Annotated in this window: 20 protein-coding genes, 1 tRNA gene and 1 pseudogene; 4 read left to right on the top strand and 18 right to left on the bottom strand. The window is 66.6% G+C overall.

Features of this window, described 5'->3' with window-relative positions; genetic code table 11:
- Positions 1-117: 117 nt before the first annotated feature.
- The gene (locus ACOCMM_RS05550) at positions 118-1,389 is read right to left on the bottom strand and encodes a cytochrome P450 (RefSeq protein ID WP_419552191.1); all 1,272 of its coding nucleotides are present in this window, start codon (positions 1,387-1,389) and stop codon (positions 118-120) included.
- 100 nt (positions 1,390-1,489) lie between these two features.
- Between ACOCMM_RS05550 and ACOCMM_RS05545 the strand changes: the two genes are divergently transcribed.
- On the top strand, positions 1,490-2,539 hold the full coding sequence (locus tag ACOCMM_RS05545; RefSeq protein WP_419552190.1) for a ketopantoate reductase family protein: 1,050 nt from the start codon (positions 1,490-1,492) through the stop codon (positions 2,537-2,539).
- A 20-nt stretch (positions 2,540-2,559) separates the two neighbouring features.
- Here ACOCMM_RS05545 and ACOCMM_RS05540 read toward each other — a convergent pair.
- Positions 2,560-2,648: transfer RNA gene (locus ACOCMM_RS05540), tRNA-Leu, on the bottom strand.
- A 189-nt stretch (positions 2,649-2,837) separates the two neighbouring features.
- On the bottom strand, positions 2,838-3,380 hold the full coding sequence (locus ACOCMM_RS05535) for a hypothetical protein (RefSeq protein ID WP_419552189.1): 543 nt from the start codon (positions 3,378-3,380) through the stop codon (positions 2,838-2,840).
- 110 nt (positions 3,381-3,490) lie between these two features.
- Between ACOCMM_RS05535 and ACOCMM_RS05530 the strand changes: the two genes are divergently transcribed.
- A complete protein-coding gene (locus tag ACOCMM_RS05530; protein ID WP_419552188.1) occupies positions 3,491-4,450 on the top strand; it encodes a PD-(D/E)XK nuclease family protein in 960 nt (319 codons plus the stop codon).
- Here the strand turns inward: ACOCMM_RS05530 and ACOCMM_RS05525 are convergent.
- From ACOCMM_RS05525 to ACOCMM_RS05485, 9 genes and pseudogenes are all read right to left on the bottom strand, one after another.
- Positions 4,420-5,058, bottom strand: a complete 639-nt coding sequence (locus ACOCMM_RS05525) for a GNAT family N-acetyltransferase (protein ID WP_419552187.1) — start codon at positions 5,056-5,058, stop codon at positions 4,420-4,422. The two genes, ACOCMM_RS05530 and ACOCMM_RS05525, sit on opposite strands and share 31 nt — an antisense overlap.
- A gap of 31 nt (positions 5,059-5,089) precedes the next feature.
- The gene (locus ACOCMM_RS05520) at positions 5,090-6,082 is read right to left on the bottom strand and encodes an exopolyphosphatase (protein ID WP_419552186.1); all 993 of its coding nucleotides are present in this window, start codon (positions 6,080-6,082) and stop codon (positions 5,090-5,092) included.
- Positions 6,079-6,510 (bottom strand): DUF501 domain-containing protein, encoded by a 432-nt coding sequence (locus ACOCMM_RS05515; protein ID WP_419552185.1) that lies wholly within the window; start codon positions 6,508-6,510, stop codon positions 6,079-6,081. Before ACOCMM_RS05515 ends, ACOCMM_RS05520 begins: the two co-directional genes overlap by 4 nt.
- 84 nt (positions 6,511-6,594) lie before the next feature.
- A complete protein-coding gene (locus ACOCMM_RS05510) occupies positions 6,595-7,290 on the bottom strand; it encodes an SRPBCC family protein (protein ID WP_419552184.1) in 696 nt (231 codons plus the stop codon).
- Positions 7,281-7,859 (bottom strand): nucleotidyltransferase family protein, encoded by a 579-nt coding sequence (locus ACOCMM_RS05505; RefSeq protein WP_419552183.1) that lies wholly within the window; start codon positions 7,857-7,859, stop codon positions 7,281-7,283. The genes ACOCMM_RS05510 and ACOCMM_RS05505 overlap by 10 nt, the downstream gene beginning before the upstream one ends.
- Positions 7,860-7,898: 39 nt before the next feature.
- Positions 7,899-9,065, bottom strand: coding sequence for an acyl-CoA dehydrogenase family protein (locus ACOCMM_RS05500; protein ID WP_419552182.1), 1,167 nt, complete (start codon positions 9,063-9,065; stop codon positions 7,899-7,901).
- Positions 9,066-9,107: 42 nt separating this feature from the next.
- A pseudogene (locus tag ACOCMM_RS05495) lies at positions 9,108-10,213 on the bottom strand (XdhC family protein).
- Between the two features lie 58 nt (positions 10,214-10,271).
- A complete protein-coding gene (locus ACOCMM_RS05490) occupies positions 10,272-11,438 on the bottom strand; it encodes a vWA domain-containing protein (protein WP_419552181.1) in 1,167 nt (388 codons plus the stop codon).
- 23 nt (positions 11,439-11,461) lie between these two features.
- Positions 11,462-12,367: an AAA family ATPase gene (locus tag ACOCMM_RS05485; RefSeq protein WP_419552180.1), complete on the bottom strand. Its 906-nt coding sequence runs from the start codon at positions 12,365-12,367 to the stop codon at positions 11,462-11,464.
- A gap of 203 nt (positions 12,368-12,570) precedes the next feature.
- Here ACOCMM_RS05485 and ACOCMM_RS05480 point away from each other — a divergent pair, with 203 nt between their 5' ends.
- The gene (locus tag ACOCMM_RS05480; protein ID WP_419552179.1) at positions 12,571-13,536 is read left to right on the top strand and encodes a type IV toxin-antitoxin system AbiEi family antitoxin domain-containing protein; all 966 of its coding nucleotides are present in this window, start codon (positions 12,571-12,573) and stop codon (positions 13,534-13,536) included.
- A 168-nt stretch (positions 13,537-13,704) separates the two neighbouring features.
- Here ACOCMM_RS05480 and ACOCMM_RS05475 read toward each other — a convergent pair whose 3' ends face one another.
- The 4 genes from ACOCMM_RS05475 to ACOCMM_RS05460 form a co-directional block, all read right to left on the bottom strand.
- A complete protein-coding gene (locus ACOCMM_RS05475; RefSeq protein ID WP_419552178.1) occupies positions 13,705-15,378 on the bottom strand; it encodes a tetratricopeptide repeat protein in 1,674 nt (557 codons plus the stop codon).
- A gap of 95 nt (positions 15,379-15,473) precedes the next feature.
- Positions 15,474-16,583 (bottom strand): metallophosphoesterase, encoded by a 1,110-nt coding sequence (locus tag ACOCMM_RS05470; RefSeq protein ID WP_419554826.1) that lies wholly within the window; start codon positions 16,581-16,583, stop codon positions 15,474-15,476.
- Positions 16,584-16,680: 97 nt separating this feature from the next.
- Positions 16,681-17,718 carry an aldo/keto reductase gene (locus tag ACOCMM_RS05465; protein WP_419552177.1) on the bottom strand — a complete coding sequence of 346 codons (1,038 nt, stop codon included), beginning with the start codon at positions 17,716-17,718 and terminating at the stop codon, positions 16,681-16,683.
- 69 nt (positions 17,719-17,787) lie between these two features.
- Positions 17,788-18,792 carry a fatty acid desaturase gene (locus ACOCMM_RS05460; protein WP_419552176.1) on the bottom strand — a complete coding sequence of 335 codons (1,005 nt, stop codon included), beginning with the start codon at positions 18,790-18,792 and terminating at the stop codon, positions 17,788-17,790.
- A gap of 150 nt (positions 18,793-18,942) precedes the next feature.
- Between ACOCMM_RS05460 and ACOCMM_RS05455 the strand changes: the two genes are divergently transcribed.
- A complete protein-coding gene (locus tag ACOCMM_RS05455) occupies positions 18,943-19,686 on the top strand; it encodes an SDR family oxidoreductase (protein WP_419552175.1) in 744 nt (247 codons plus the stop codon).
- 151 nt (positions 19,687-19,837) lie between these two features.
- On the opposite strand, the gene ACOCMM_RS05450 is transcribed toward ACOCMM_RS05455, so the two are convergent.
- Together ACOCMM_RS05450 and ACOCMM_RS05445 are read right to left on the bottom strand one after the other, a co-directional pair.
- Positions 19,838-20,665 carry an FAD binding domain-containing protein gene (locus tag ACOCMM_RS05450; RefSeq protein ID WP_419552174.1) on the bottom strand — a complete coding sequence of 276 codons (828 nt, stop codon included), beginning with the start codon at positions 20,663-20,665 and terminating at the stop codon, positions 19,838-19,840.
- Positions 20,666-20,678: 13 nt separating this feature from the next.
- Positions 20,679-21,149: a (2Fe-2S)-binding protein gene (locus tag ACOCMM_RS05445; RefSeq protein WP_419552173.1), complete on the bottom strand. Its 471-nt coding sequence runs from the start codon at positions 21,147-21,149 to the stop codon at positions 20,679-20,681.
- Between the last annotated feature and the right edge of the window lie 28 nt (positions 21,150-21,177).

The raw sequence follows: 21,177 nt of genomic DNA, 5'->3' as shown, positions 1-21,177 counted from the left end.
CCGTCTGTGGCGGCATTTCTGCGCAAAGTCCAGGCCGTCGGGGCTGCCGGGCATCACCGCCTATCCGCTCAGGCTCTCAAGGACAGTCGTGTAGCTGCGACTGTCGAGCGCGCCCCGTCAGGCAGCTAGCGGCGCCGTGGGCGTGAACTCGGCGTCGAGGTGCTTGACGCCGTGAATGAACGCTGCCTGCAAGGTGTCGGGCTCGCTGACAGCGACGATGTCGGGCAGGCGGCTGAACAGTTCGCGGTACATCACCGTCATCTCACGACGTGCGAGATGCGCCCCCAGGCAATAGTGCGGGCCAGGTCCGCCGAATCCGTACTGCGGGTTCGGATCTCGCAGAATGTCGAACTTGAACGGATCGGTGAACACCGCCGGGTCGCGGTTGGCGGCGACGTAGAACATCGCGACCTTGTCGCCTTGGCGCATCTCGCGGCCTTCAAAGACATAGTCCCGGGTGACGCTCCGGCGCATGTAGCCGACGGGGCTGGACAACCGCACGATCTCTTCGACCGCAGAGGGCGCGACGCCCTCGAAGTCGCCAGCCCAGATGGCTCGCTGATCGGGATAGTCGGTGAGGTACTTGAGCCCCCACGAAATGGCGTTGCGCGTGGTCTCGTTGCCGGCAACGACCAGCAGCACGAAGAAGCTGGCCAGATCGGCATCGCTCAGTTGATCGTCAGCCAGCTCGGCGTTGACGAGCACGCTGGTGAGATCGGTGCCGTCGCCGCCGCGCTTTGCCTGGGCGACATCCTTCATCAGCTCGGCGAGTTGGCCGCCAGCGGTGAGCAATGCCGTCAGGAAGTCGACATCGGTCGGCTGGTACTCGGGATCTGAGATACCCAATATGACGTTGGTCGCCTCGAACACGCCTTGGTACTCCGACCGCGGAATGCCCATCAGGTCGCAAACGATCTTGAGCGGGAGCGCGGCGGCCACTTCGGTCACAAAATCGCAACTGCCCTGCTCGCACACCGAGTCCACGATCTCCGCCGCCGCAGCCTGAACGCTTCCGTCGAGATCGGCCAGCATCCGCGGCGTGAATCCCTTGGCGACGATGCGCCGCAGCCGAGCATGGCGCGGGTCGTCCATGGCGATCATGGAACTGAAGAACTCAAGGAACTCCGGCGGTGCGTCCAGCATGGTGATGCCATCAGCGGAGCTGAAGACCTCGGTGTTGCGCGAGATTGCGGCCACGTCGGCGTGCCGGGTAATGCACCAGTAGCCAGGCCCCGGCTTGACAACTTCGTCGTCGTAGTCAGGCTCCTCGAACCAGTCAAGCGGAGCTTCGGCATGATGTCGAGCGATCACCGCGTCGATGACGTCGGCCGGCTGAGTCCAGAACCACGCCTCCATCATGTTGGGCAGGTCGGTGTTCCACTCGCGCATGGCTGCACGGTAGCGCTGCGTTGCGAAGGATCGACACGACGCAGCAGCCTTGGAGGCCCCAGCAGGCCGTGCGCCGGACCATCTGGCACGATGTACCGCCGTGGCTACCGACCGAGCCCTAAATCGCAGCACCGTCAATGGCGGTTCTGAATTGAACTACATCGTGCATGGCGCTGGAGCAATCGGCAGCGTGCTCGGCGCGCGGCTGACCCAAGCAGGGCGCCAGGTGGCTCTGGTCGCTCGCGGGGAGCATCTGGAAGCTCTGCAGCGCGACGGGCTGCGGATCTCGGGTTACACCGAGGGCCATTTCAGGCTGCCGGCCGTGCGCACCGCACACGAGCTCGATCTTGATGAGCGCACCGTGGTGCTGCTCGCCATGAAAACCCAACACACGTTCGAGGCGGTCGAAGAACACCGCGAGCTGTACAAGGGCGTGCCGCTGTTCTGCTTCCAGAACAGCGTCAGCAACGAGGAGTGGCTGATCGAACGGGGCTTTCGCGCCTATGGCGTGATGGTCCGGATCGGCGCTCGCATCGACGAGCCCGGGGTGGTCACCCACACCGGCGCACGCCGGGCACAGATCGGCTGCTGGCCCACCGGCTCCGACGAGCTGTGCACTGCAGTGGCGGACGACCTTGTTGCCGCCGACATGCGCGCTTCAGTCGACGATCACGTGGCCGATGCCAAGTGGGGAAAGCTGGTGCTGAACCTCACGAACGCGTTCTCAGCGCTGATCGATCTGCCCGTTCAGGAGTGGTTCTGTGCCGAGGAGACCCGTTTCTTCATGGCCGATCTGCAGGAAGAGGCAGCCGACGTGCTGGATGCGGCGGGGATCTTGCCGGTCATGGACGACGGTCGGGACTTGCGCTCGTGGATCGAGCGGATGCGGAAACCGGGCCGGCGCGAGCCCCGTGGTGATTCTGACCCGGTGATGCACAGCTACCCATCGACCTGGCAGGACCTGCACTTCCGGCGTCCCACTGTCGAGGTGGAGCACTTCAACGGTCGCATCTGCGAGCTCGGTGAGCAGTATGGAATCCCGACGCCGCTCAACCGGGTGCTGACCGAGCGCTGCGTTGATGCTGCAGCCCGACGCCTCGGTCCGGGCACCGAGACCGTCGCGTCGCTGCGCGCGGCGGCCGGGTTGTAGGCGCCGCGTCGGCAGCGGGCTGGTGCCCGGGGCGGGATTCGAACCCGCACGCTCCCGAAGGAGCCGAGGGGTTTAAGCCCTCTGCGTCTGCCAGTTCCGCCACCCGGGCCAGCCAGCGCGGCGAGTGCCGCCGCAGACGCAATCATGCTCGCTCCGCGGCCATCACGACACCTCGACCGCTGAACAGCCTGCGTGTCGCACCCAAGGCCCCGCGGACGTATCCGACACCGTGCGATCCGCCGGATCGGACTGTCGCCCTACCGGTGTGTTGTTCCGGGCGCCTCACGTGCTCCGATGATCAGGCGGCCTCGTCCCACGGGTGCGGCGGGTCAGACACTTCTGAGGGCTGGCGAATGGCCGGCGCTTGCGCAGCGGCTGGTGCCGTAGCTCCCGAGGAGATGCCGACACCGTCGACCACTCCGTCGGTGCCCTCGGCCGCACGCCACAGCACATCTCGGGCTGCGCCCGCCGTTTCGGAGGCCAGATCGTTGCAGACCACGATCCCCTCGATGGCGTCGGCGACGACCGCTCCGAATGGACGGCCACGCACACGCACTGCTACTACGCAATCGTCGGGAGGCCTGCGCTGGATCGAGCGATCAAGCTGGTCGGAGCGCGGCGGGCTTTGAAAGCTCGGGACGTTCAAGTCCAGCGCACGTGCCGCCGCGGCGAGCGCTCGCACTGTCAGGACGAACCGGCCAGACGCGTCGAGGCTGGGACGCTCGACGCCTCGCTCGGTCCGGGACGGCGTGGCGCCCCCACGGTGTGGCCGGCTGCGGACCGGCGATGCATCGACCAGTCGAAGCGGTGCGGGAGGGTGGGTACGGGGTGTTGCTGGCATGTGCCCAGCATCACAGGGGGGTGTAACAGCTATCCGAACAGCCACCGACACGCTTCCCCACGCGTTGACAATCACCGAGGCCTGCGCGGAGGCGACCACAATGGGCAGCGATGGCCGGCACTGCAACAGGACTGCTTCCAGCCCAGCAGGCGACGCTCGATGCAATCCGCACGCCTTCGCAGCAGCGGCCCGTCTATCACAACGACTTCGCCATTGAGTTGCGCCAACAGTCCGAAGACGCGTTGGCTCAAGTGGTCGATACCGCACGCGAGCTCGACAGTCGAGGCCTGCGGATAGCCAAGCGAGACCTGGCCGGCGTCTTCGGCTGCGAAGCACGACACCTCGCCGATGCTGAGGTCCCCTTTGAATGGTCCGTGCCCACCGCCCGCGGCACAGTGCTGCACAAGGCCGTCGAATTGTCGATTCACCGACCCTTCGAGCCCACCGATGGAGTGAACGCAGCTGTTGAGCGCCTCATTGCCGACGATGAGAACTTGGGCAGCTTCCTGGCTGACTCCAGTGTCGGCGAGCGCGCCGACCTGGTGGCCGGGTGCGTGGCACTGCTCACACGGTTCAGTGAGACCTTCCCGCCGATGCAACGATCCTGGCGGCCAGCCGCCGAAGTCAAAGCCCGTGCACGGCTCTGCGGCGGTGCCTTCGTGCTTTCCGGTAAGTACGACCTGACACTGGGAACGCCAGCGCCGATGGGTGGTCCTGACGGCGGTCAGCGGGCTGGCAAGGTCATCATCGACCTCAAGACCGGATCACGGTCTCCAACCGATCCCGAGGACCTGCGGTTCTACGCGCTAGTCGAGACGCTGTCAGTCGGCGTGCCGCCGCTCGGCGTGGGCTCGTTCTATGTCGCAGAGGGTCGTATCGAACACGAAGCAGTCACCGCCGAGGTGCTCGACAGCGCGCTGCGTCGAACGGTTGACGGCATCGGAAGGCTTGTGGCGCTTCGATCAGGCGACCGTGAACCACGCCGAGTGCCCGGCCCGCCGTGCTGTTGGTGCCCGATCTCGGCGGATTGCGGTCCCGGTCAGGTGTGGCTGTCCGACCCTGACGACTGAGCGACACCGTCGCTGCGAGCGGCTCGCAGCCGCGCCGCCATCTCGTCGCGGCCCGCCCGCCACTCCTCCAACGTCAGGCCGAAACGCACGTGGTCTTCCCAGACGCCGGCGATCTGGATGTAGCCCTGCGCGATCCCCTCCGAGCGCAGGCCCAGCTTTTTCACCACCCGCAAGCTGGCGTCGTTGCGAGGCATGATCGAGACCTGCACCCGGTGAAGTCCGGCCTGCTCGAAGGCGAACCCGAACACGGCCATGAGGCCCTCGGCGACCAGTCCCTTGCCCGCCAGCCGCTCGTCGACCCAGTAGCCGACATGAGCGCTCTGGAACGCTCCCCGTGCCACATGGGAAATGTTGATCTCGCCGCAGAACCAGCCTTCGTGCCACAGGCCGAAGTCGAACGCGGTGCCCAGCGAGCGCTCGCGTTCACGCATGCGGCAACGGTTGGCGAATGCTTGGGGGTCGCACGACGGATCGGGCGCGCTCGTGGGTGGGCGCGGCTCCCATTTCGCCAACCAGTCGCGGCATCGTTCGCGAACCTCGCTCCATTGAGCGAAGTCCGACGACACGAGCGGGCGAAGCTCGAGCCGCTCGGTGCGCAAGCGACTCACGCCCCGCACAGTAGTGGCGCGCCGTCGGCGGTCACCGAGCGGCATGAGCGCCTCCTGCGGTATCCGAGGGGCGCTGCGGCGTTCGCAGCTCGGCGGCAATGCCATCGAGAAGATCGCGTTCACGCACCAAGCACTCGTCGATCTCCCAGTGGCGCATGATTGCAACCAGGATGCAGCAACCGCCCACGATCACGGGCGCCCGGTCGACGTGCAGACCCGGATTGTGGACGCGGTCGGCCAGTCGCTCGGTGGCGAGCGTGCGGAACACGTCCTCGGCTGCAGCCCTGGTGAGCACGAACCCGTCGATCATCTCAGGATCGTAGGTATCGAGACCGATCTCTACCGCAGCCACCGTCGTGATAGTGCCGGCAACACCCACGAGCCGTGCCGCCGGGACACCTCGGCCGATGACCGGGTGCTCGCGGTCGATGTCATCGAGGTGCAGGCGAGCGACCGAGATCGCCGAACTCAGCTCGGAGGGTTGAGGGGGATCGGATGCCAGGAATCTCTCGGTCCACCGCACCGATCCCATGTCGACTGACGTGGCGTCATCCGGGCGGGCGTTCGCGGTGGGCGTGCCATAGGCGAGCTCAGTAGAGCCGCCGCCGATGTCCAGCACCAGCGCGGGGCCCGCATGGGCGCCATCGAGGCCCGAGGTGGCTCCGGCGAATCCATATGCCGCCTCGCTGTTGCCGTCCAGCAGCTCAACCTCCCTGCCGAGCGTGCGGCTCGCCTTCTGCAGGAATTCGGCGCCGTTCGCTGCATCGCGTACAGCGCTGGTCGCCACCGCCCGCACTGCGTTCACCTCACGGCGTTCGATGATCTCGCGGTACTCCCCCAGCACGTCGAGCACACGGCCTATGGCCTCGTCCCGCAGCCGACCGCCAGCGTCGACGCCGCGCCCGAGCCCAGTGATCCGCTGCAGCCTCAGACCCAGACCCTCGCCGTCGTCGATGAGCAGCCGTGTGCTGTTCGTACCGCAGTCCACCACCGCCACTGGGCCGGCTGGGTTCTCGGCAGTCACCGAACCAACCCCTCGGGGCCCAGCCGTGCAAGCACCCAGTCACCGACGGGGTCGTCACCGCCCGCCAGCCGGTACGCCAGGTGCGCATGCAGGCACTTCACGCCTAGCGCCGTGCCCCCGACGCCGCCGCTTGGGCGCGGTCCGTGGTGATCTCGGGGCAATAGCGCATCCCGTTCGGCGGCGTAGCAGCGGTGGGCAGCAGCGAGCGCCGCTGGGTCAACGGCCGCCTCGGCCACCCGGACACCGCCGTCACCCTCAAGCTGGGACACCCGCTGGCGCAAGTCGGCATCGACCAGCCAGTAGCGGGTCGGCATGGGACGTCCGTCGTCAAACAGCGGCGCATTGGCAATCACGACTGGTCGCCCGTCGTGGTGCGCGACGGCGACAGCAAAGGCGCACTGGGGCGGGCGGCCGAGCAACTCGGCCACCGCTTCGGCTTGAGCGGGCGTCAGGGGTGCGCCGGGAGCGCAACGGACAAGCAACGCCCTATGGGGTGTCGCGGCGGCGGACCCTCAGCCTTGGCGACGCTTGCGCCTGCGGCGACGATTGAACAAGAACAACACCACCACTGCGAGCGGGGCCAGGATGCGCTTGAGCAAGGGCCTGCCCGCTGTCTCGAGCAGGTCGACCGGCTCCGGCTCGGCCATCTCGATCTGGCGCGGGCCGGACTCTGCGGGAGTTTCCGCCGCCTCGCCCGTCGTTTCAGCGTCGTCCGCGGTGCCGTCGCCCGCCTCAGAGCCGGAGTCCTCTTGGTCACCAATCTCGGACAGCTTCTCCTCGAGCGAACTCACGAACTGCCCGATGAGCTTCTCGGTGACATCGGCCATGACCCCGCGGCCGAACTGGGCCACCTTGCCGGTGACCTTCAGATCGGTGGTGATCGACACGACCGTGCCGTCGCCGTCGCCGTCGGGAGTCATCTCGGCGGTTACCTCGGCGGCTGCATTGCCGGCGCCGCGCGATTCTCGGCCGGTGGCCTCGAGCACGATCCGGCGGTTGGCCTCGTCGAGCTCGACGAATCGGGCCGAGCCCTTGTACTGCGCGGTGATCGGGCCCACCTTGATCTTCACACCGCCCTTGAACTCATCGCCGTCGATCTCGGTGAGCTGCGCGCCCGGCATGCACGGCGCGATGAACTCGACGTCGGTCAGGGTGTTCCAAGTCCGCTCGACGGGAATGCCGACACGGAATTCACTCTTCAGCTCCATCGGCGCAGATCCTCCACGGTGTCGATGTCGTCGGGTAGCCCTTCGCAGGCTACCGGCACCACGATTTCGGGAAATCGGCGCATGACAGAGCGGGCGCCTTCATCGCCGTCGTGAGGCAGCAGCGGCCATACTTCGCGACCCAATCGCACCGGATTGCCGCGGATGCCGCCGTAGGTCGCGACAGCAATCGGGCCCGAGCTCTCGGCAACGGCGCGCCAGGCAGCGGAAGGAACGAAGGGCTGATCCGCAAGCCCGACCACTACGGCCTCGGCGCCAACGAGGGCCGCCCAGGCCGTCGCGCACACCACCGAGGACGCGATGCCGGATTCCCAGTGATCATTGGCGAGCAACGTGATGCCGCCGTGCCGATCAGAGCCGACGGCGTCCAAGGCTCCTGCCAGATCCACGGCGCCAGTAACCACGGCCACAGAGTCGAGTCCTGCATCGAGCAGCGCCTCAAGCGAACGGGCAGCGACGGAACGACCGTCGAGGGTCGCTAGCAGCTTGTGCTCGGGTGCCGCGAAGCGCGTTCCGGCCCCGGCGGCCAGCAGGACGCCTGCGGTGGTCATGATTCCCGTGCCCAGCAGCCGGATGCCTCGCTCGAACGACTAGTACGAGCGGGGCAGGCCCAGCACCTTCGACGACACGAAATTCATGACCATTTCCTGGCTGACCGGGGCGATCTTCATGAGCCTTGCCTCGCGCCAGTAACGCTCCACGTCGTATTCCTTGGCATAGCCGAACCCTCCGTGAGTCTGCATGGCCCGGTCCGTGCACTCGAACGCGGCTTCCGACGCCAGGTACTTCGCCAAGTTGGCCTGCGCGCCGCAGTCGAGGCCATTGTCGTAACGCCACGACGCGTCGCGCACCACAAGCTCGGCCGCGTGAAGCCGAGCGTGGCTGTCCGCCAGCGGGAATGCGATTCCCTGGTTCTGCCCGATCGGACGTCCGAAGATGACTCGGCCCTTGGCGTACTCGACGGCGCGTCGCAGCGCGACCCGGCCGATGCCCAGCGCCTCGGCGGAAATCAAGATGCGCTCAGGGTTGAGTCCGTCAAGGATGTAGCGGAAGCCCTCACCCTCCTCACCGACCCGGCGGCTGACCGGCACCCGGAGCCCGTCGTAGCGGACCTCGCACGAGACAACGGCGTTGCGGCCCACCTTCGGGATCGGCGTGATGTCGACAGCTGGGTCCTGCAGGTCGACCAGCAGCAGGGTCATTCCCTGGGTCGGTCCGTCGCACTCTTCCTTCGGCGTGGTGCGCACCAGCAGCAGGCACACGTCGCAATACGGGGCTTTGGTGGTCCACACCTTGGCGCCGTGGATCACGTACTCGTCACCGTCGCGCACTGCCCGGGTGCGAATCGACGTCGTATCGGTGCCCGCATCGGGCTCGGTCACGCCAAACGCCGCATGGATGGAGCCGTCGGCAACGCCGGGCAGGAACTCCTTGACGAGCGCGTCGGAGCCGTACTTGCGCACCGGCTCCATGCCGAAGATGGACAGGTGCAGCGCCGAGCAGCCGTTCATGGCCGCACCGCTGGCGGCCACCTCCTCGAGCACGATCGAGGCCTCGGTGATGCCCTGGCCGCCGCCGCCGAACTCAGTGGGAATCGCGATACCGACCCAGCCTCCTTCGGCCATGGCGTTGTAGAAGTCCCAGGGGAACTCGTGGTTCTCGTCGCGGTCGCGCCAGTACTCGTCGGGGAAGTCGGCGCAGACCCGTCGGACGCCTTCGCGGATCGCCTCGTGGTCCTCGTTCGTCGTGAACTCCATCGCGCTGACGCTACCTGCCCCTCGATTTGTCGGGTCTTGGCGCTAGTGGATGCGGCCTTGGCCGTCTCTGAGGCGGGGAGCTTGGTGGCCGGTGTGGGAGGCGATGATCTCGGCGACTATGGACACTGCTGTCTCTTCGGGCGTGCGGCCGCCGATGTCTAGACCTATGGGGGCGGCAACGCGGGCGAGTTCTTCGTCGGTGACGCCGGCTTCGCGTAGGCGCTCGGTGCGCTTGTTGTGCGTTGTTCGCGAACCCATGGCGCCGAGATAACCGACGCGGGTGGGCAGCGCGCCCACGATGGCGGGCACGTCGAACTTGTGGTCGTGGGTGAGCACGCATACCGCGTCTCTGGGCCCCAGGTCGGAACCGATGCGGTCGAGCAGGCGGTTGGGCCAGTCCACGACCACCTCGTCGGCCATCGGGAAGCGACGCCTGGTCGCGAAGACCTCCCGTGCATCGCAGACCGTCACGCGGTAGCCAAGCAGCTTGGCCTGGGAGGCGAGTGCGCGGGTGAAGTCCACAGCGCCGAAGATGACCATGTGCGGGCGCCGGGCATGACACTCCACGAACACGCTGAGGTCCATCTGGCGAGCCTCACCGTGCTGGCCGTAGTGGCGAACTTCGCTGATGCCCGCATCCAGCATCCCGAGCGCGTCACGTTCGACGACCCGGTCGAGATCGGCGTTACCCAGGCTGCCGAGTGTCGGCGAGTCGGGTCGCACGAGCAGCTTCGCTCCGGCATCGGGTCCTTCGACGACCGTCGCCAAGGCCACGGGCTCCTCGGCCCGGATTGCGTCCCGGAACGCCTCGTAGATGCCGGCTGCCTGGCTCACCAGTCGAGTTCCTCCACGAACAGGTGGATCGTGCCTCCACAGGTCAGCCCGACGGCAAAGGCCTCGTCGTCGCTGTAGCCGAACGTGGTGATGCCGGCGCCGCGGCTGCCGCCCAGCAACGCCAGTGCCTCGCCCACCACGGCACCTTCGACGCAGCCGCCCGAGACCGAGCCCGCCACCTCGCCCTCTTCGTTCACAGCCATTGCTGCACCGGGGTCTCGTGGTCCCGAGCCTTCGATGTCCACCACCCGAGCAACTGCCACGCGCTGGCCAGCGGCCCGCCACCGGTCGATGTCATCCAGGATCTCGTCCATTCGTCCAGTCTCTCCTTCTTGGCGGGTTGTGCGTCGGGTGCCCCGAGAACTAGCGCGCTCAGGCAGCGATGGCAGCAGCGAGGTGCTCCAGCGAATCGAACGAGTGGCCTTCGATGAAGTCGTCGACGTGCGGCAAGGCCGCTGCCATGCCGCGGGCCAGCGGCGCATAGCCGGGAGTGTGCTTGAGCGGGTTGACCCACACCAAACGGTGGGTCACCAAGTGCAGGCGCGCCATCTGCTCGGCCAGCTCGTCCGGAGTGCCGCGGTCCCAGCCGTCAGAGCAGATCACCACGATGGCGCCGCGGGCCTGCCCTCGGACCCCCCAGCGGTCGTTGAACTCGTGCAATGTGGCGCCGAGGCGGGTGCCGCCCGACCAGTCCTGAACTGAGTCGGATGCGGCGCGCAGGCCCGCGTCGGGATCGCGGGACGACAGCTCGCGGGTGACACGAGTGAGTCGCGTGCCGATCGTGAACGCCTCAACCCGGGTGCGTCCCACCACGGCGGCGTGTGCAAATCGCACGAGTGCACGGGCATAGGGCTCCATCGAACCCGACACGTCCAGCAGCAACACGAGTCGGCGGGGTTTGCGGTCACCCGTCAGGAACTCGCGTCGAATCGCCTCGCCGCCGGTTCGGAGCGCACGGCGGATCGTTCGGCGCAGGTCCGGACGCCGCGAGAATCGCTTGGCCCGCACTGCACGGCGCGAGCGGCGGGTCACAGCCTGAAAGCGCAAATCGCCCATCAGCGTGTGCAACTCCGCCATTTCAATGTCGCTGCAATCGGCGAAGTCCTTGTGACGCAGCGTCTCGACATCGCTATAGCGGACGCGCAACGTGGGGCCGGTGTCGGGCTCGTCACCCTCGGCCGACGGCGGCGTGTCGCCGTCGTCGGTGTCAGTGGCCAGCGTTACCGAGATCGGCGGCAGTTCCACAACGATCCCGCTGGGTTCACGGCCTTCCCAGAACACCGCGAAAGCACGGTCGTAGATGCCGATGTCGGCCGGACTGCCCACCAGCGTGGCCCTGCCCGCCCAGTACACGTCGTCGCGGCCGGATACTCCGAGCAGCCTCAGTGCCTCGGTGAACGCCATCACTCGGCGGATGGTGACGATAAGCCCCGCGCCGCGCAAGATCGACGAGAACGCCGAAGCCAAGAACTCGGGCTCGTTGACGTGTCCGTCTGTCGCCGACTGCTCGGCACCCAGATCAGTGCCGGTGGCGCCCATGGCCTGCCCGCAGTCCAGGCCGCTCAGGCCTCGGCCACGGCGGCCATGATCATTTCCATGCCCACCGAGGTGACCCGCTGCTGGTCCTCGCGGTACTTGAGCACCGTGCCGAGCGTGGCTTCCAGCATCGGGTTGTCCAGCTCGGCGGCGCCGAGGCGTCCCAACGCGGTGGCCCAGTCGATGGTCTCGGCTACGCCGGGCGGCTTGTAGAGCCGCATTTCGCGCATGGTGGACACAGCCGAGGCAACCTGCCGGGCGAGGGTGCCGTCCACGTCGGGCAGCTTCAGCTTCACGATCTCAACTTCCCGGTCCACCGAGGGATGCGAGACCCAGTGGTACAAGCAGCGGCGCTTGAGGGCGTCGTGCACATCGCGGGTGCGGTTGGATGTGACCACCACGAACGGCGGGTGGGCGGCCGTGATCGTGCCCAATTCGGGCACGGTGACCGTGAAGTCGGAGAGCACTTCCAGCAGGAACGCTTCGAACTCGTCGTCGGCGCGGTCCACCTCGTCGATCAGCAACACGGCCGGCGTGGCATCGTCGTGGTCGATGGCCTGCAGCAGCGGCCGGCGGATGAGGAACCGTTCGGAGTACAGCTCGTCCTCGATGGCCTCGGCGTCGGCCGCGGCACGTCCAGCAGCCTCAGCGGTGCGCAGGTGCAGCAGCTGGCGCGTGTAGTCCCATTCGTAGAGCGCCTGCGCCGCATCGATGCCCTCATAGCACTGGAGGCGGATGAAATCCCCGCCGGTCCACGCTGCGAGAACCTTGGCCAACTCCGTCTTGCCGACGCCAGCGTCGCCTTCGAGAAAGAGCGGGCGACCCATGGTGACCGACAGGTACACCACCGTGGAGAGTCCCTCGTCGGGCAGGTAGCCGTGCCGGGACAGGGCAGCCGAGACCTCAGCAGGAGTACCGGGCACCTCGAACACGGACGCCAAGGCTACGGCCTGGCGTTCATACGGACGCAGTTCGGGCCGAACGCCCCGACCCAGCCGTCCCTGGTCGGCCGTTCCCCCAGGACTTTGCGCAAGAATGCCGTCATAGGCGGCAAATCTGCGCAAAGAAAGGTGAGATCTCCTCGACGCATAAGTAGTTCGCATATTTCATGCTGTTTCAATAGTTTCCAGTCGGCATGTGCTCTCCAGCCGCCGAACCAGAGACGGCCGGCGGCGGACCGGTCGTGGACGAGGAACGTCTTGAATCCCACATGCGGCGACAGCACGGACTCGTCTCGCGCACCCAGGCTCTGGCAGCCGGTATGACCCGGCATCGCATACAGCACCGAGTGAGCGCCGGTCGCTGGCGGCGCGTCGGGGCAGGCGTGTACCAGCACTCGGCTCTGCCCGTCACCCCGCACTCGAAGCTCCTGGCCGCATGCATCGCCTACGACGGCTTGGCAAGCCACCGATCCGCAGCGGCGCTGCACGGCATCGACGGCTTCGAGTTGGGTCGTCCCGAACTGGTGGTCAGCCCGAAACGCGCGAGGTCCGCCGTCGGGGTCATCCTGCATCGCTCGACGCAGATGGACCTGGCCCGGCCGATCCGGCTTGACGGCATCCCATGCACGGGACTGGCCCGCACCCTGCTCGATCTCGCCGCAGTGGTGAGTCGAAATCGGCTCGAGCGGGCGATCGACGCTGCGATGCGTGACCGGCACCTGCGGTACCAAGATCTCTCCGAGGTGCTCGCGACCCACACCGGCACGGGCAGGCGTGGCCGGGGCCCGCTCGGCGCGGTGCTCGCCGAGCGATGTGCCGACGTTCCCGTGCCGCTGAGCGACTGGAGTCGTTGGGTATGCGAATTGCTGTGTGAGTCCGGTCTTCCGAGGCCAGCGTTGGAGCATCGGGTGCATGAGGCCGACGGTCGCTTTCTGGCTCAGGTAGATCTGGCGTACCCCTCTCGCCAACTGGCCATCGAGCTTGACAGCATCCGCTGGCACCACAACCGCGAATCCTTTGTGAATGACCGGCGGCGGCGCAACCGGCTGCTAGCAGCCGGTTGGGATGTGCTCTCCTTCACCTGGGACGACTACTCCGAGCAGCCCACCGAGCTGTGCGCTGTTGTTGCCAAGGCCCTCGGTGATATGGCGTCTCGCTGAGTATCACGTAGGCAGTCCACGAGAACGCACCTACAGGCACGTCTCATCGGACTTTGCGCAGAAATGCCGCCTTGGGCGGCATTTCTGCGCAACGAACCGGTGCTCGACGACACCGGGACGGACCCACCGCCCAACGCAGACGATCCCGGCCCGGCTACGACCTAGCGCTTACGCGGATGCGTTGGCCTCCAGGCGGCAGAAGCACGAGGCAGTGATCGGGACGTCGGCGCGTGCGACCGCCAAATCGAGGCGCTGGCGGATGAGGGGCGCCTCGACGGTGTCCTCTCGCCGGACGAGGCACTCGTGCAGCCCATGCAGGCTCCAGACGTTGTCGGGATGCTGGCAGGGTCGACGCAGCTGGCCATCCAGGCCCAGGTCGGCTCGGTAGAGGACTTCGGCCTCGTCGAAGTGGCCCTGTTCTGCCAGCAGCGCGCCCAGCGCGTGACGCGTCGGCTGCATCCAGCCCCAAGGCTCGTCGTAGGGCAAGTTGTCGTCGAGCTCGACCGCCCGGCGGAGATGGGAGAAGGCGACGTCGAAGTTGCCGCGCCGGTACTCCACCTCGCCGTCCAGCATCGCCCCTGCGACGGCCAGGATGTCCAGGCCGGTGTTGTTGAACAGCGTCCGGCTCGGCAGCACCTGGGCCTTGGCGGCCAAGAAAGCCTCACGTTCGGCCAGCGCGTTGTCGACCCGGTTCGTCGAGCCATACGCCACCGTCCGTGCGTAGCGCATCATCGCCGTGGTGACGCAGTAGAACTGCTGGTCAAAGGGCAGGTGTTGGGCGAGGATCTGCTGCCACTTGCCGAAGCGCACCAGGACGTGCTGCTTGATCGCCACGAATCCCTCCAGCCAGTCGGCCATCGGCGGCGAGCCGGTACGCAGCAACTCCTCAGGCAGCGTGCGGTTCATCTCTTCAGCCGCTTGGAGTGCCGGGCCGAACTGGCCGGCGAGCATCGCCCCGTACACCTTGAAGTGATAGTCGTGGCAGCGGTAGGCCGAATAGAAGTTCATCGGACCCTTCAGGTCCAAGTACTTCCGATCGGCGACGATTGCCGATGAATTGCGCTCCACGACATTGTGGTAGTGGCCGCACAGCACGTCGATATGGGTCGGCATGTGGACTAGGTGTCCTGCGTCAGGCGCAAGATCGACGAGCCGGTCGCCGGCTGACAGCGCCCGCTCGGGATGGGGCGACATCTCCATGAGGTGGATGTACATGTGCAGCAAACCCAGATGGCTGTTGGCACCGGAGGCATCGAGCGTCTCGAAGGCAGACTCCAGCACTTCGACCGCTTCGAGGGTTCCCGCGCCGTCGGCTGGCTCGCCGGTAACTAGGTCCCACAGCCCCCACGGGGTCCGGTTCATGATCGCCTCGGCGAACAGGGCGCAGATATCGAGGTGATCGCTGTGGGCCCGGTAAACCTCGCGCATCGCCTCCGCGTAGGCGTCATTCCATCGCCCAAAGTCGTCCTCGTCCGGTACTTGGGGATTCGATGGATAGCGGTGCGTCAGTGCACCGATCAGCGCTCGTTCGAGATCGCTGGTGCCTGCTGATGCATCGTCAGCTGCCACCACCTCAACTCGAGCACGTTCCAACGAGGTGCGCAGATCGTCCTCGTCGAAGTCTTCCCACGGCTTGTTGTAGTTCGGCCCGATGGCATACGCGATGCCCCAGCGGGCCATTGCGAAGCCGGGATCGTGCAACAGAGCACGCTCGAAGCAGGCGATCGCCTCTTCATGATGGAAGCCGTAGCACCACGCCATGCCTCGGTCGAACCAGAGCTGGGCTTCGGCATCCCGTGTTGTCACCGGCCACTGGTACGAGCCCAGATCGAAGTACGCCATTCTTGTTTCTCAAGCCCTCCCGCTCGTATGAACAGTATTCCTCACAAAACCCGGCAAAGCCATGATCACTGCTCATCTGCTATATCCGACAGCGCTCAGGGTCCGACGGCTCCTACGAGGTCGATGATTCCGATTGACGGGCGGACGCCGATTCGGAGCTGTGGGGCATTGCCACGCTCGCGGCCGACGCCGGTTGACACATAGATCGGTGTTCCGTCCAGCTCATGCAACCCGCCTGCGGCGACGTGCCTCGGCACGCTCGACAACGTCAATGGCGGGCCGATGAGCGGGAACGAAACCTGCCCGCCGTGGGTATGGCCGGCAATGAGAAGATCGGCCGGCCGTGCGTGCAGCAACTCGATTGCGTCTGGCTTGTGGGCGAGCAGTATCCGAACGTCGGCATGCTCATCGCCCGTGAGTCGTTCAGCCATCCGCCGCGCCGACGCCTCGTCGCCGAAGAGCGTCGTCCCTCCGATGCTCAGCGTGATGCCATTGAGCTCGAACGTGTCGACCTCGTTGTCGAGCACTCTGGCGCCGGTGCCAGCGGTGATCTGCCGGAGGCCCGCAACGGTGTCGGTGTTGCCGCTCACCAAGAAAACCAATGGCACGTCGTCGAGAATCCGCCGAATTACTTGCGTGAATTGCGGCGCTCGCTCGTCGAAGAGGTCGTCGTCGAACTGGTACAGATCTCCAGGCATCACGACGATGTCAGGTGCGAATCCAAGCAAGCGGTCGACGGCCTCGTTCTCGTAGTTGCCGACCGCTGTCGTCTGCAGATCAGCGAGCACCCCGATCCGGATCCGCTCGTCGACGCCATCGACCGCGAGCTCCGCAGTGTCCACACGTAGCCAGAAGGGCTCGACATAGGTCGCATAGACGCCGACCGGGATTGCGACAAGGGCGATCACGCAGACAGCGGTGATGGCTTGCGGGCGCGTGCGGGCAGCCAGCAGCGCGATGCCACCGGCGATCGGCGCACCCATCGCCCCTACGACATAGGTGACATGCACAAGCGTGAACCCGTCCAGTCCGGTAATGAACAACGCTCCGCCGCTCAAGATGACCGTGCCCACGAATCCAACGGTCACCGCGCGGGCAACGACCTGGCCGCTGCGGAGTCCTGTGCGGATCCACTTCACCCCGAGGATCCCCGAAACGATCCCCACGACGACTGCAGCGACGATGGAGTAGTAGTTCAAGAACATCGGCAACAGACCCTCGCATCCCGAGGGTGCCACAGACCTGTCGAGCCGTTCGGTCGGAAGGGCGCCGGTGCGGCTGCGCTGTGCGTCGAGTGCGACCTCAGCTGGTGCCGAGGGTGAGCAGGTTCTCGACAGGCTGGTAGAGCTCTTCGAGGTAGGCGGTGTCGTCGGGGCTGAGCTCGATCATCGTGGCCTCGACGAGCTGGTCCAGCTGGCTGATCTTCGACACGCCCACGACCGGGGCGGTGATCTCGGGCTTGTTCACCAGCCACGCCAGCGCTACCTGGGCGGGGCGCACATCGAGCCGCTTGGCCACCTCGGACACCCGGGCGGCGATGTCGAAGTCCCGCTCGCCCCGGTACAGGCTCTCGGTACGAGCACGATCCTGACCCTGGGACCTGTCGGTGGTGCCGGCGTCGAGGCCGCCCTGATACGAGCCCGCCAATATGCCCCGTGCCAGCGGCGACCACGGGGTGAGCGCCACGCCGGTGCGGGCGCAGTAGGGGTTCATCTCCCGCTCTTCCTCGCGGTAGATGAGGTTGTAGTGGTTCTGCATCGACACGAACTTCGTCCAGCCCCGCATCTCGGCGGTCAGCTGCATCTCCGCGAACTGCCATGCGAACATCGACGACCCGCCGAGGTACAGCGCCTTGCCCGCCTTCACGACGTCGTGCAGCGCCTCAAGCGACTCAGTGATCGGCGTCTCGACGCTGCCGGGGATGCCGTGAGGATGGCGGTGAATGACCAGCTGATCCACGTAGTCGACACCGAGGCGGCGCAGCGAGTTGTCGACGCCTTCGATGATGTGCTTTCGATTCAGGCCGCCCTCGTTGGGGTTGCGCCCCATCGGCATGGAGACCTTGGTGGTCAGGACGTACTTCTCACGCGCAAGCAGCTCCCGCAGCACCTGGCCCACGACCTCCTCAGATGCGCCCACCCCGTAGATGTCCGCGCAGTCGAAGTAGTAGAGACCGCGCTCGATGGCGGCTTCGAAGATCGGACGGGCTTGGTCGACGTCGAGCGTCCAGTCGCCTTGGTGGCCCCGCCCGGGGATCCCGAAATTCATGGTCCCCAGACACAGTTCGGAGACCCGCAGGCCGCAGTTGGACCCGAGCTGGATTGACTTCAGTCGCGACATGGTCACGAAACGTATTCGACGGCGGCACTCACCCGTCGGGTCGCCGCTGCCGGAAACTGGGAACCGGCGCTACGCAGCCTCTGGCGCACCAGAGGCGAGGGCGCGCCAGAGCGAGCGGTACGTCGGCCACGATGCCTCGGCGGGCACGTAGCCGTCGTCGATCAGCGCCCTGTTCAGGCGCTTCAGATTGCGAGCCGGCACGCCCGAATCGACGTGATGGGCCAGGTGGTAGCCGACGTGGAAGGGCACGAACAGCACCCGGGCCAGCCAGCTCTGGCGGATGTGGTGCGTCGTATTGCGCCGGTCGGGAGTCCGGGTCATGCCGCCGTGCTCGGCGATGGCCCGCAAGCGGTTGATGATCTGGTACCAGGTGAAGAACGGCACCCCCCACAAGAACAGGTACAGCCATGGGTGACCCGACAGCCAGAACGCAGCGAACACGATGGCCTGCCCCGCGAAGAACCGCAGGCTCAGCGGCAGGAACCTGAGCTTGGCCAAGCCGGTGAATCGGGGCTTGACGATGCGCCACGCGGACACGCCCACCACATCCCTCATGAACTTGCGGCGCAGCGACGGCCACGAAATCGGGTAGAACGAATACAGCAGGAAATCCGGCTCGCGGGGGCCGAATTCGTCCCGGTGGTGGTTGGCATGGCCCCGGCGGTAGTGGTGCGCGCCGGTGCCGAACGGGAACCAGCCCACCAGGTTGATGCCGATCCGGTCGTTCAGCCAACGATTCGAGAACAGCAGCCGGTGGGATGCCTCGTGGTGGAGGACGAACATGCGCAATTGCAGCGTGCCGATGATCGGCACCGCAGCAACGATGGCCAGCGGATGATCGATGGCGATCACTGCGGCAATGACGGCCACGGGCGCTGCCAGTGTCGCGATGACTTCGACCGCATTGATCGCATTGGGGATGCGGCGCAGCTGAGCCCGGAACGCGGGCTTGGGCCGGCCGTCGGGGCGCAGACGCTCCGAGCCCTCGAATGCGGGCAGATCGGATCGCGCCATGCCGCCGGTCATCTTCGCCACGAGCTCGTCGTGAGTCGGCGTTGCGGCGGTCGAGCTCACGGTTCGATGCTACGGCGCTCGCGCAGTGACGGCGGTGCGTGGCGACACTGGGCTGGCAGGGCTGGCCGGGCACGCCGACCGTTGGCTACGGTTCCGGGCGACCACAGATGGGCTGATGAGAATCAGCTGACCGAGACAGGGGAACCGGCGATGGACTTGGGAATTTCAGGACGCACAGCAGCGGTGGCTGCGGGCTCAGCAGGACTGGGGCTCGGATCGGCAAAGGCGCTCGCAGCCGAAGGCGTACGCGTGGCCATCTGCGGCCGCGATGCGGAGCGCTTGGCTGCCGCGGTGGCGCAGATCGACGGCGAGGTAGTTTCCATCACCGCCGACTTGGGCAACCCCGACGAGGGTCGCAGCTTCGTCGAGCAAGCCATCGAGAGCCTGGGCTCGGTGGACATCCTGGTGACCAACGCCGGCGGTCCGCCACCGGGCATGTTCACGAACACCGAGATCGACTCGTACCAGATGGCCTTCGACATGAACTGCAAGGCCATGATCGAGATGTGCCGGGTCGCCATCCCTGCGATGCGCGAGCGGGGCTGGGGCCGCGTGTGCGCCATCACCAGCGTCGGCGTCAAGCAGCCGATCCCGTTCCTGCTCGCCAGCTCGGTTGCACGGGCGGGGCTGACCAGCTTCCTCAAGATCACGGCCCGAGAGGTGGCAGCCGACGGCGTGACCGTGAACTCCGCTCAGCCGGGTACCCATTGGACCGACCGCGTGTCCAAGATGATGAACCAGGAAGACGCCGGCAAGAGCAACCCGATGGGTGTGTGCGGCGACTCCGACGACTTCGGCGCCGCAGTGGCGTTCTTGTGCAGCGAGCAGGCCAAGTTCGTGACCGGCACGGGTCTGCTCATCGACGGCGGTCAAGCCACCGGGCTGCTGGACTGAGCTCGAATCGCTAAGTGCCTCAGCGGATAGGCGGCGATGCCCGGCAGCCCCGACGGCCTGGACTTTGCGCAGAAATGCCGCCACAGACGGCAAAATTGCTCAAAGAAGGCGTGACAGCAACTTTCCGAGACGTCACCTATCCGCGCGGCCTCTAAGAAACGCCGGCAGCCTCGAGCGCCCGCCGGGTGAGAACCCGGGCGAGGTGGTTGCGGTAGTCCGGCGTGGCGTTCAGGTCGGTGGGCGCGTCGGTGCCCTCGGCGGCCTGCTCGGCAGCTTCAGCCGCCGATGCCCCGCCTGCCAGCGCCGCCTCGACCGAAGCAGCTCGAATCGGCACGGAGCCCATGTTCACGAGCGCCACGTTGGTCCCGCCGTTGACGGTCACCGCGGCTGCGCCGACGATTGCCCAGTCCTGGGCCCGCCGGTTGAACTTCTGGTAGTTCCAGCCGTCGCCGGGCGCCTTGGGAACCCGGATCTCGGTCAGCATCTCGTCGTCCGCCAGCGCTGAGGTGAAATAGCCGGTGAAGAAGTCGCCAGCGGCGATCTCACGGCTGCCGTTGGGACCTTGGGCGACGAGGCTGCCGCCCAGTGCCAGCACCGCCGCCGGCAGGTCGGATGCGGGATCGGAGTGCGCCAGCGAACCGCCGATGGTGCCACGGTGGCGAACCTGGGGATCGCCGACCTCGCCAGCCACATGGCCCAGCAACGGGCACTCCGCGGCCAGCAGATCGCTGGTCTCCAGCGCCCGATGACGGGTCAGCGCGCCGATGCCGATGTGGTCGCCGTGGTCGGAGATAAAGCTGAGGTCGGTCACGCGGCCGATGTCCACGAGCACGCTCGGCACCGCCAGGCGCAGCTTCATCATCGGCAGCAGGGAATGACCGCCGGCGAGCAGCTTGGCCTCGTCGCCGTGCTCACCGAGCAGTGCGATGGCCTCGTCGGCGGAACCAGCTCGTACGTAGTCGAATGCTGCAGGAATCATTGCCGTGCTCCCCTCAGGCTGACGTCTCGCCGGCCGCGCAGGCCAGCACCGACTTGACGATGTTGTGGTACCCCGTGCAGCGGCACAGGTTCCCTTCCAGGCCTAGGCGCACTTCTCGCTCGGTCGGGTCGGGATTCTCCTCGAGCAGCGATACCGACGCCATGACCATGCCTGGAGTGCAGTATCCGCACTGCAGTCCGTGGTTCTGGCGGAAGGCCTCCTGCATCGGGTGCAACTCGTCCTCCGACGGCGCCAATCCCTCGATGGTCAAGATCTCCTCGCCGTCGGCCTGCACCGCCAGCATCGTGCACGACTTCACCGATTCGCCGTTCACATGCACGGTGCAGGCTCCGCATGAGGACGTATCGCAGCCCACGTTCGTGCCGGTCAGCCGCAGGTCGTCCCGCAGCCAGTACACGAGCAGCGTGCGCGGCTCGACGTCGCCGGTGCGAGTCTCGCCGTTCACAGTGACGCTGATCTCCACAATGACCCCTCTTCTCGCCGGCCACCAG

This window comes from Candidatus Poriferisodalis sp., from assembly GCF_965198245.1.
Taxonomy (GTDB): domain Bacteria; phylum Actinomycetota; class Acidimicrobiia; order Acidimicrobiales; family Poriferisodalaceae; genus Poriferisodalis.
Note: the sequence above shows the minus strand (reverse complement) of the source record. Positions and strands in the feature narration are given on the sequence as shown.

What these genes read in the sequence shown, in the direction of transcription:
- ACOCMM_RS05475 (WP_419552178.1), bottom strand. Translation starts at nt 15,378, where the DNA reads ATGGCGTACTTCGATCTGGGCTCGTACCAGTGGCCGGTGACAACACGG.
- ACOCMM_RS05510 (WP_419552184.1), bottom strand. Translation starts at nt 7,290, where the DNA reads ATGGAGCTGAAGAGTGAATTCCGTGTCGGCATTCCCGTCGAGCGGACT.
- ACOCMM_RS05465 (WP_419552177.1), bottom strand. Translation starts at nt 17,718, where the DNA reads ATGTCGCGACTGAAGTCAATCCAGCTCGGGTCCAACTGCGGCCTGCGG.
- ACOCMM_RS05455 (WP_419552175.1), top strand. Translation starts at nt 18,943, where the DNA reads ATGGACTTGGGAATTTCAGGACGCACAGCAGCGGTGGCTGCGGGCTCA.
- ACOCMM_RS05535 (WP_419552189.1), bottom strand. Translation starts at nt 3,380, where the DNA reads ATGCCAGCAACACCCCGTACCCACCCTCCCGCACCGCTTCGACTGGTC.
- ACOCMM_RS05530 (WP_419552188.1), top strand. Translation starts at nt 3,491, where the DNA reads ATGGCCGGCACTGCAACAGGACTGCTTCCAGCCCAGCAGGCGACGCTC.
- ACOCMM_RS05500 (WP_419552182.1), bottom strand. Translation starts at nt 9,065, where the DNA reads ATGGAGTTCACGACGAACGAGGACCACGAGGCGATCCGCGAAGGCGTC.
- ACOCMM_RS05505 (WP_419552183.1), bottom strand. Translation starts at nt 7,859, where the DNA reads ATGACCACCGCAGGCGTCCTGCTGGCCGCCGGGGCCGGAACGCGCTTC.
- ACOCMM_RS05490 (WP_419552181.1), bottom strand. Translation starts at nt 11,438, where the DNA reads ATGGGCGCCACCGGCACTGATCTGGGTGCCGAGCAGTCGGCGACAGAC.
- ACOCMM_RS05470 (WP_419554826.1), bottom strand. Translation starts at nt 16,583, where the DNA reads ATGTTCTTGAACTACTACTCCATCGTCGCTGCAGTCGTCGTGGGGATC.
- ACOCMM_RS05480 (WP_419552179.1), top strand. Translation starts at nt 12,571, where the DNA reads ATGTGCTCTCCAGCCGCCGAACCAGAGACGGCCGGCGGCGGACCGGTC.
- ACOCMM_RS05550 (WP_419552191.1), bottom strand. Translation starts at nt 1,389, where the DNA reads ATGCGCGAGTGGAACACCGACCTGCCCAACATGATGGAGGCGTGGTTC.
- ACOCMM_RS05450 (WP_419552174.1), bottom strand. Translation starts at nt 20,665, where the DNA reads ATGATTCCTGCAGCATTCGACTACGTACGAGCTGGTTCCGCCGACGAG.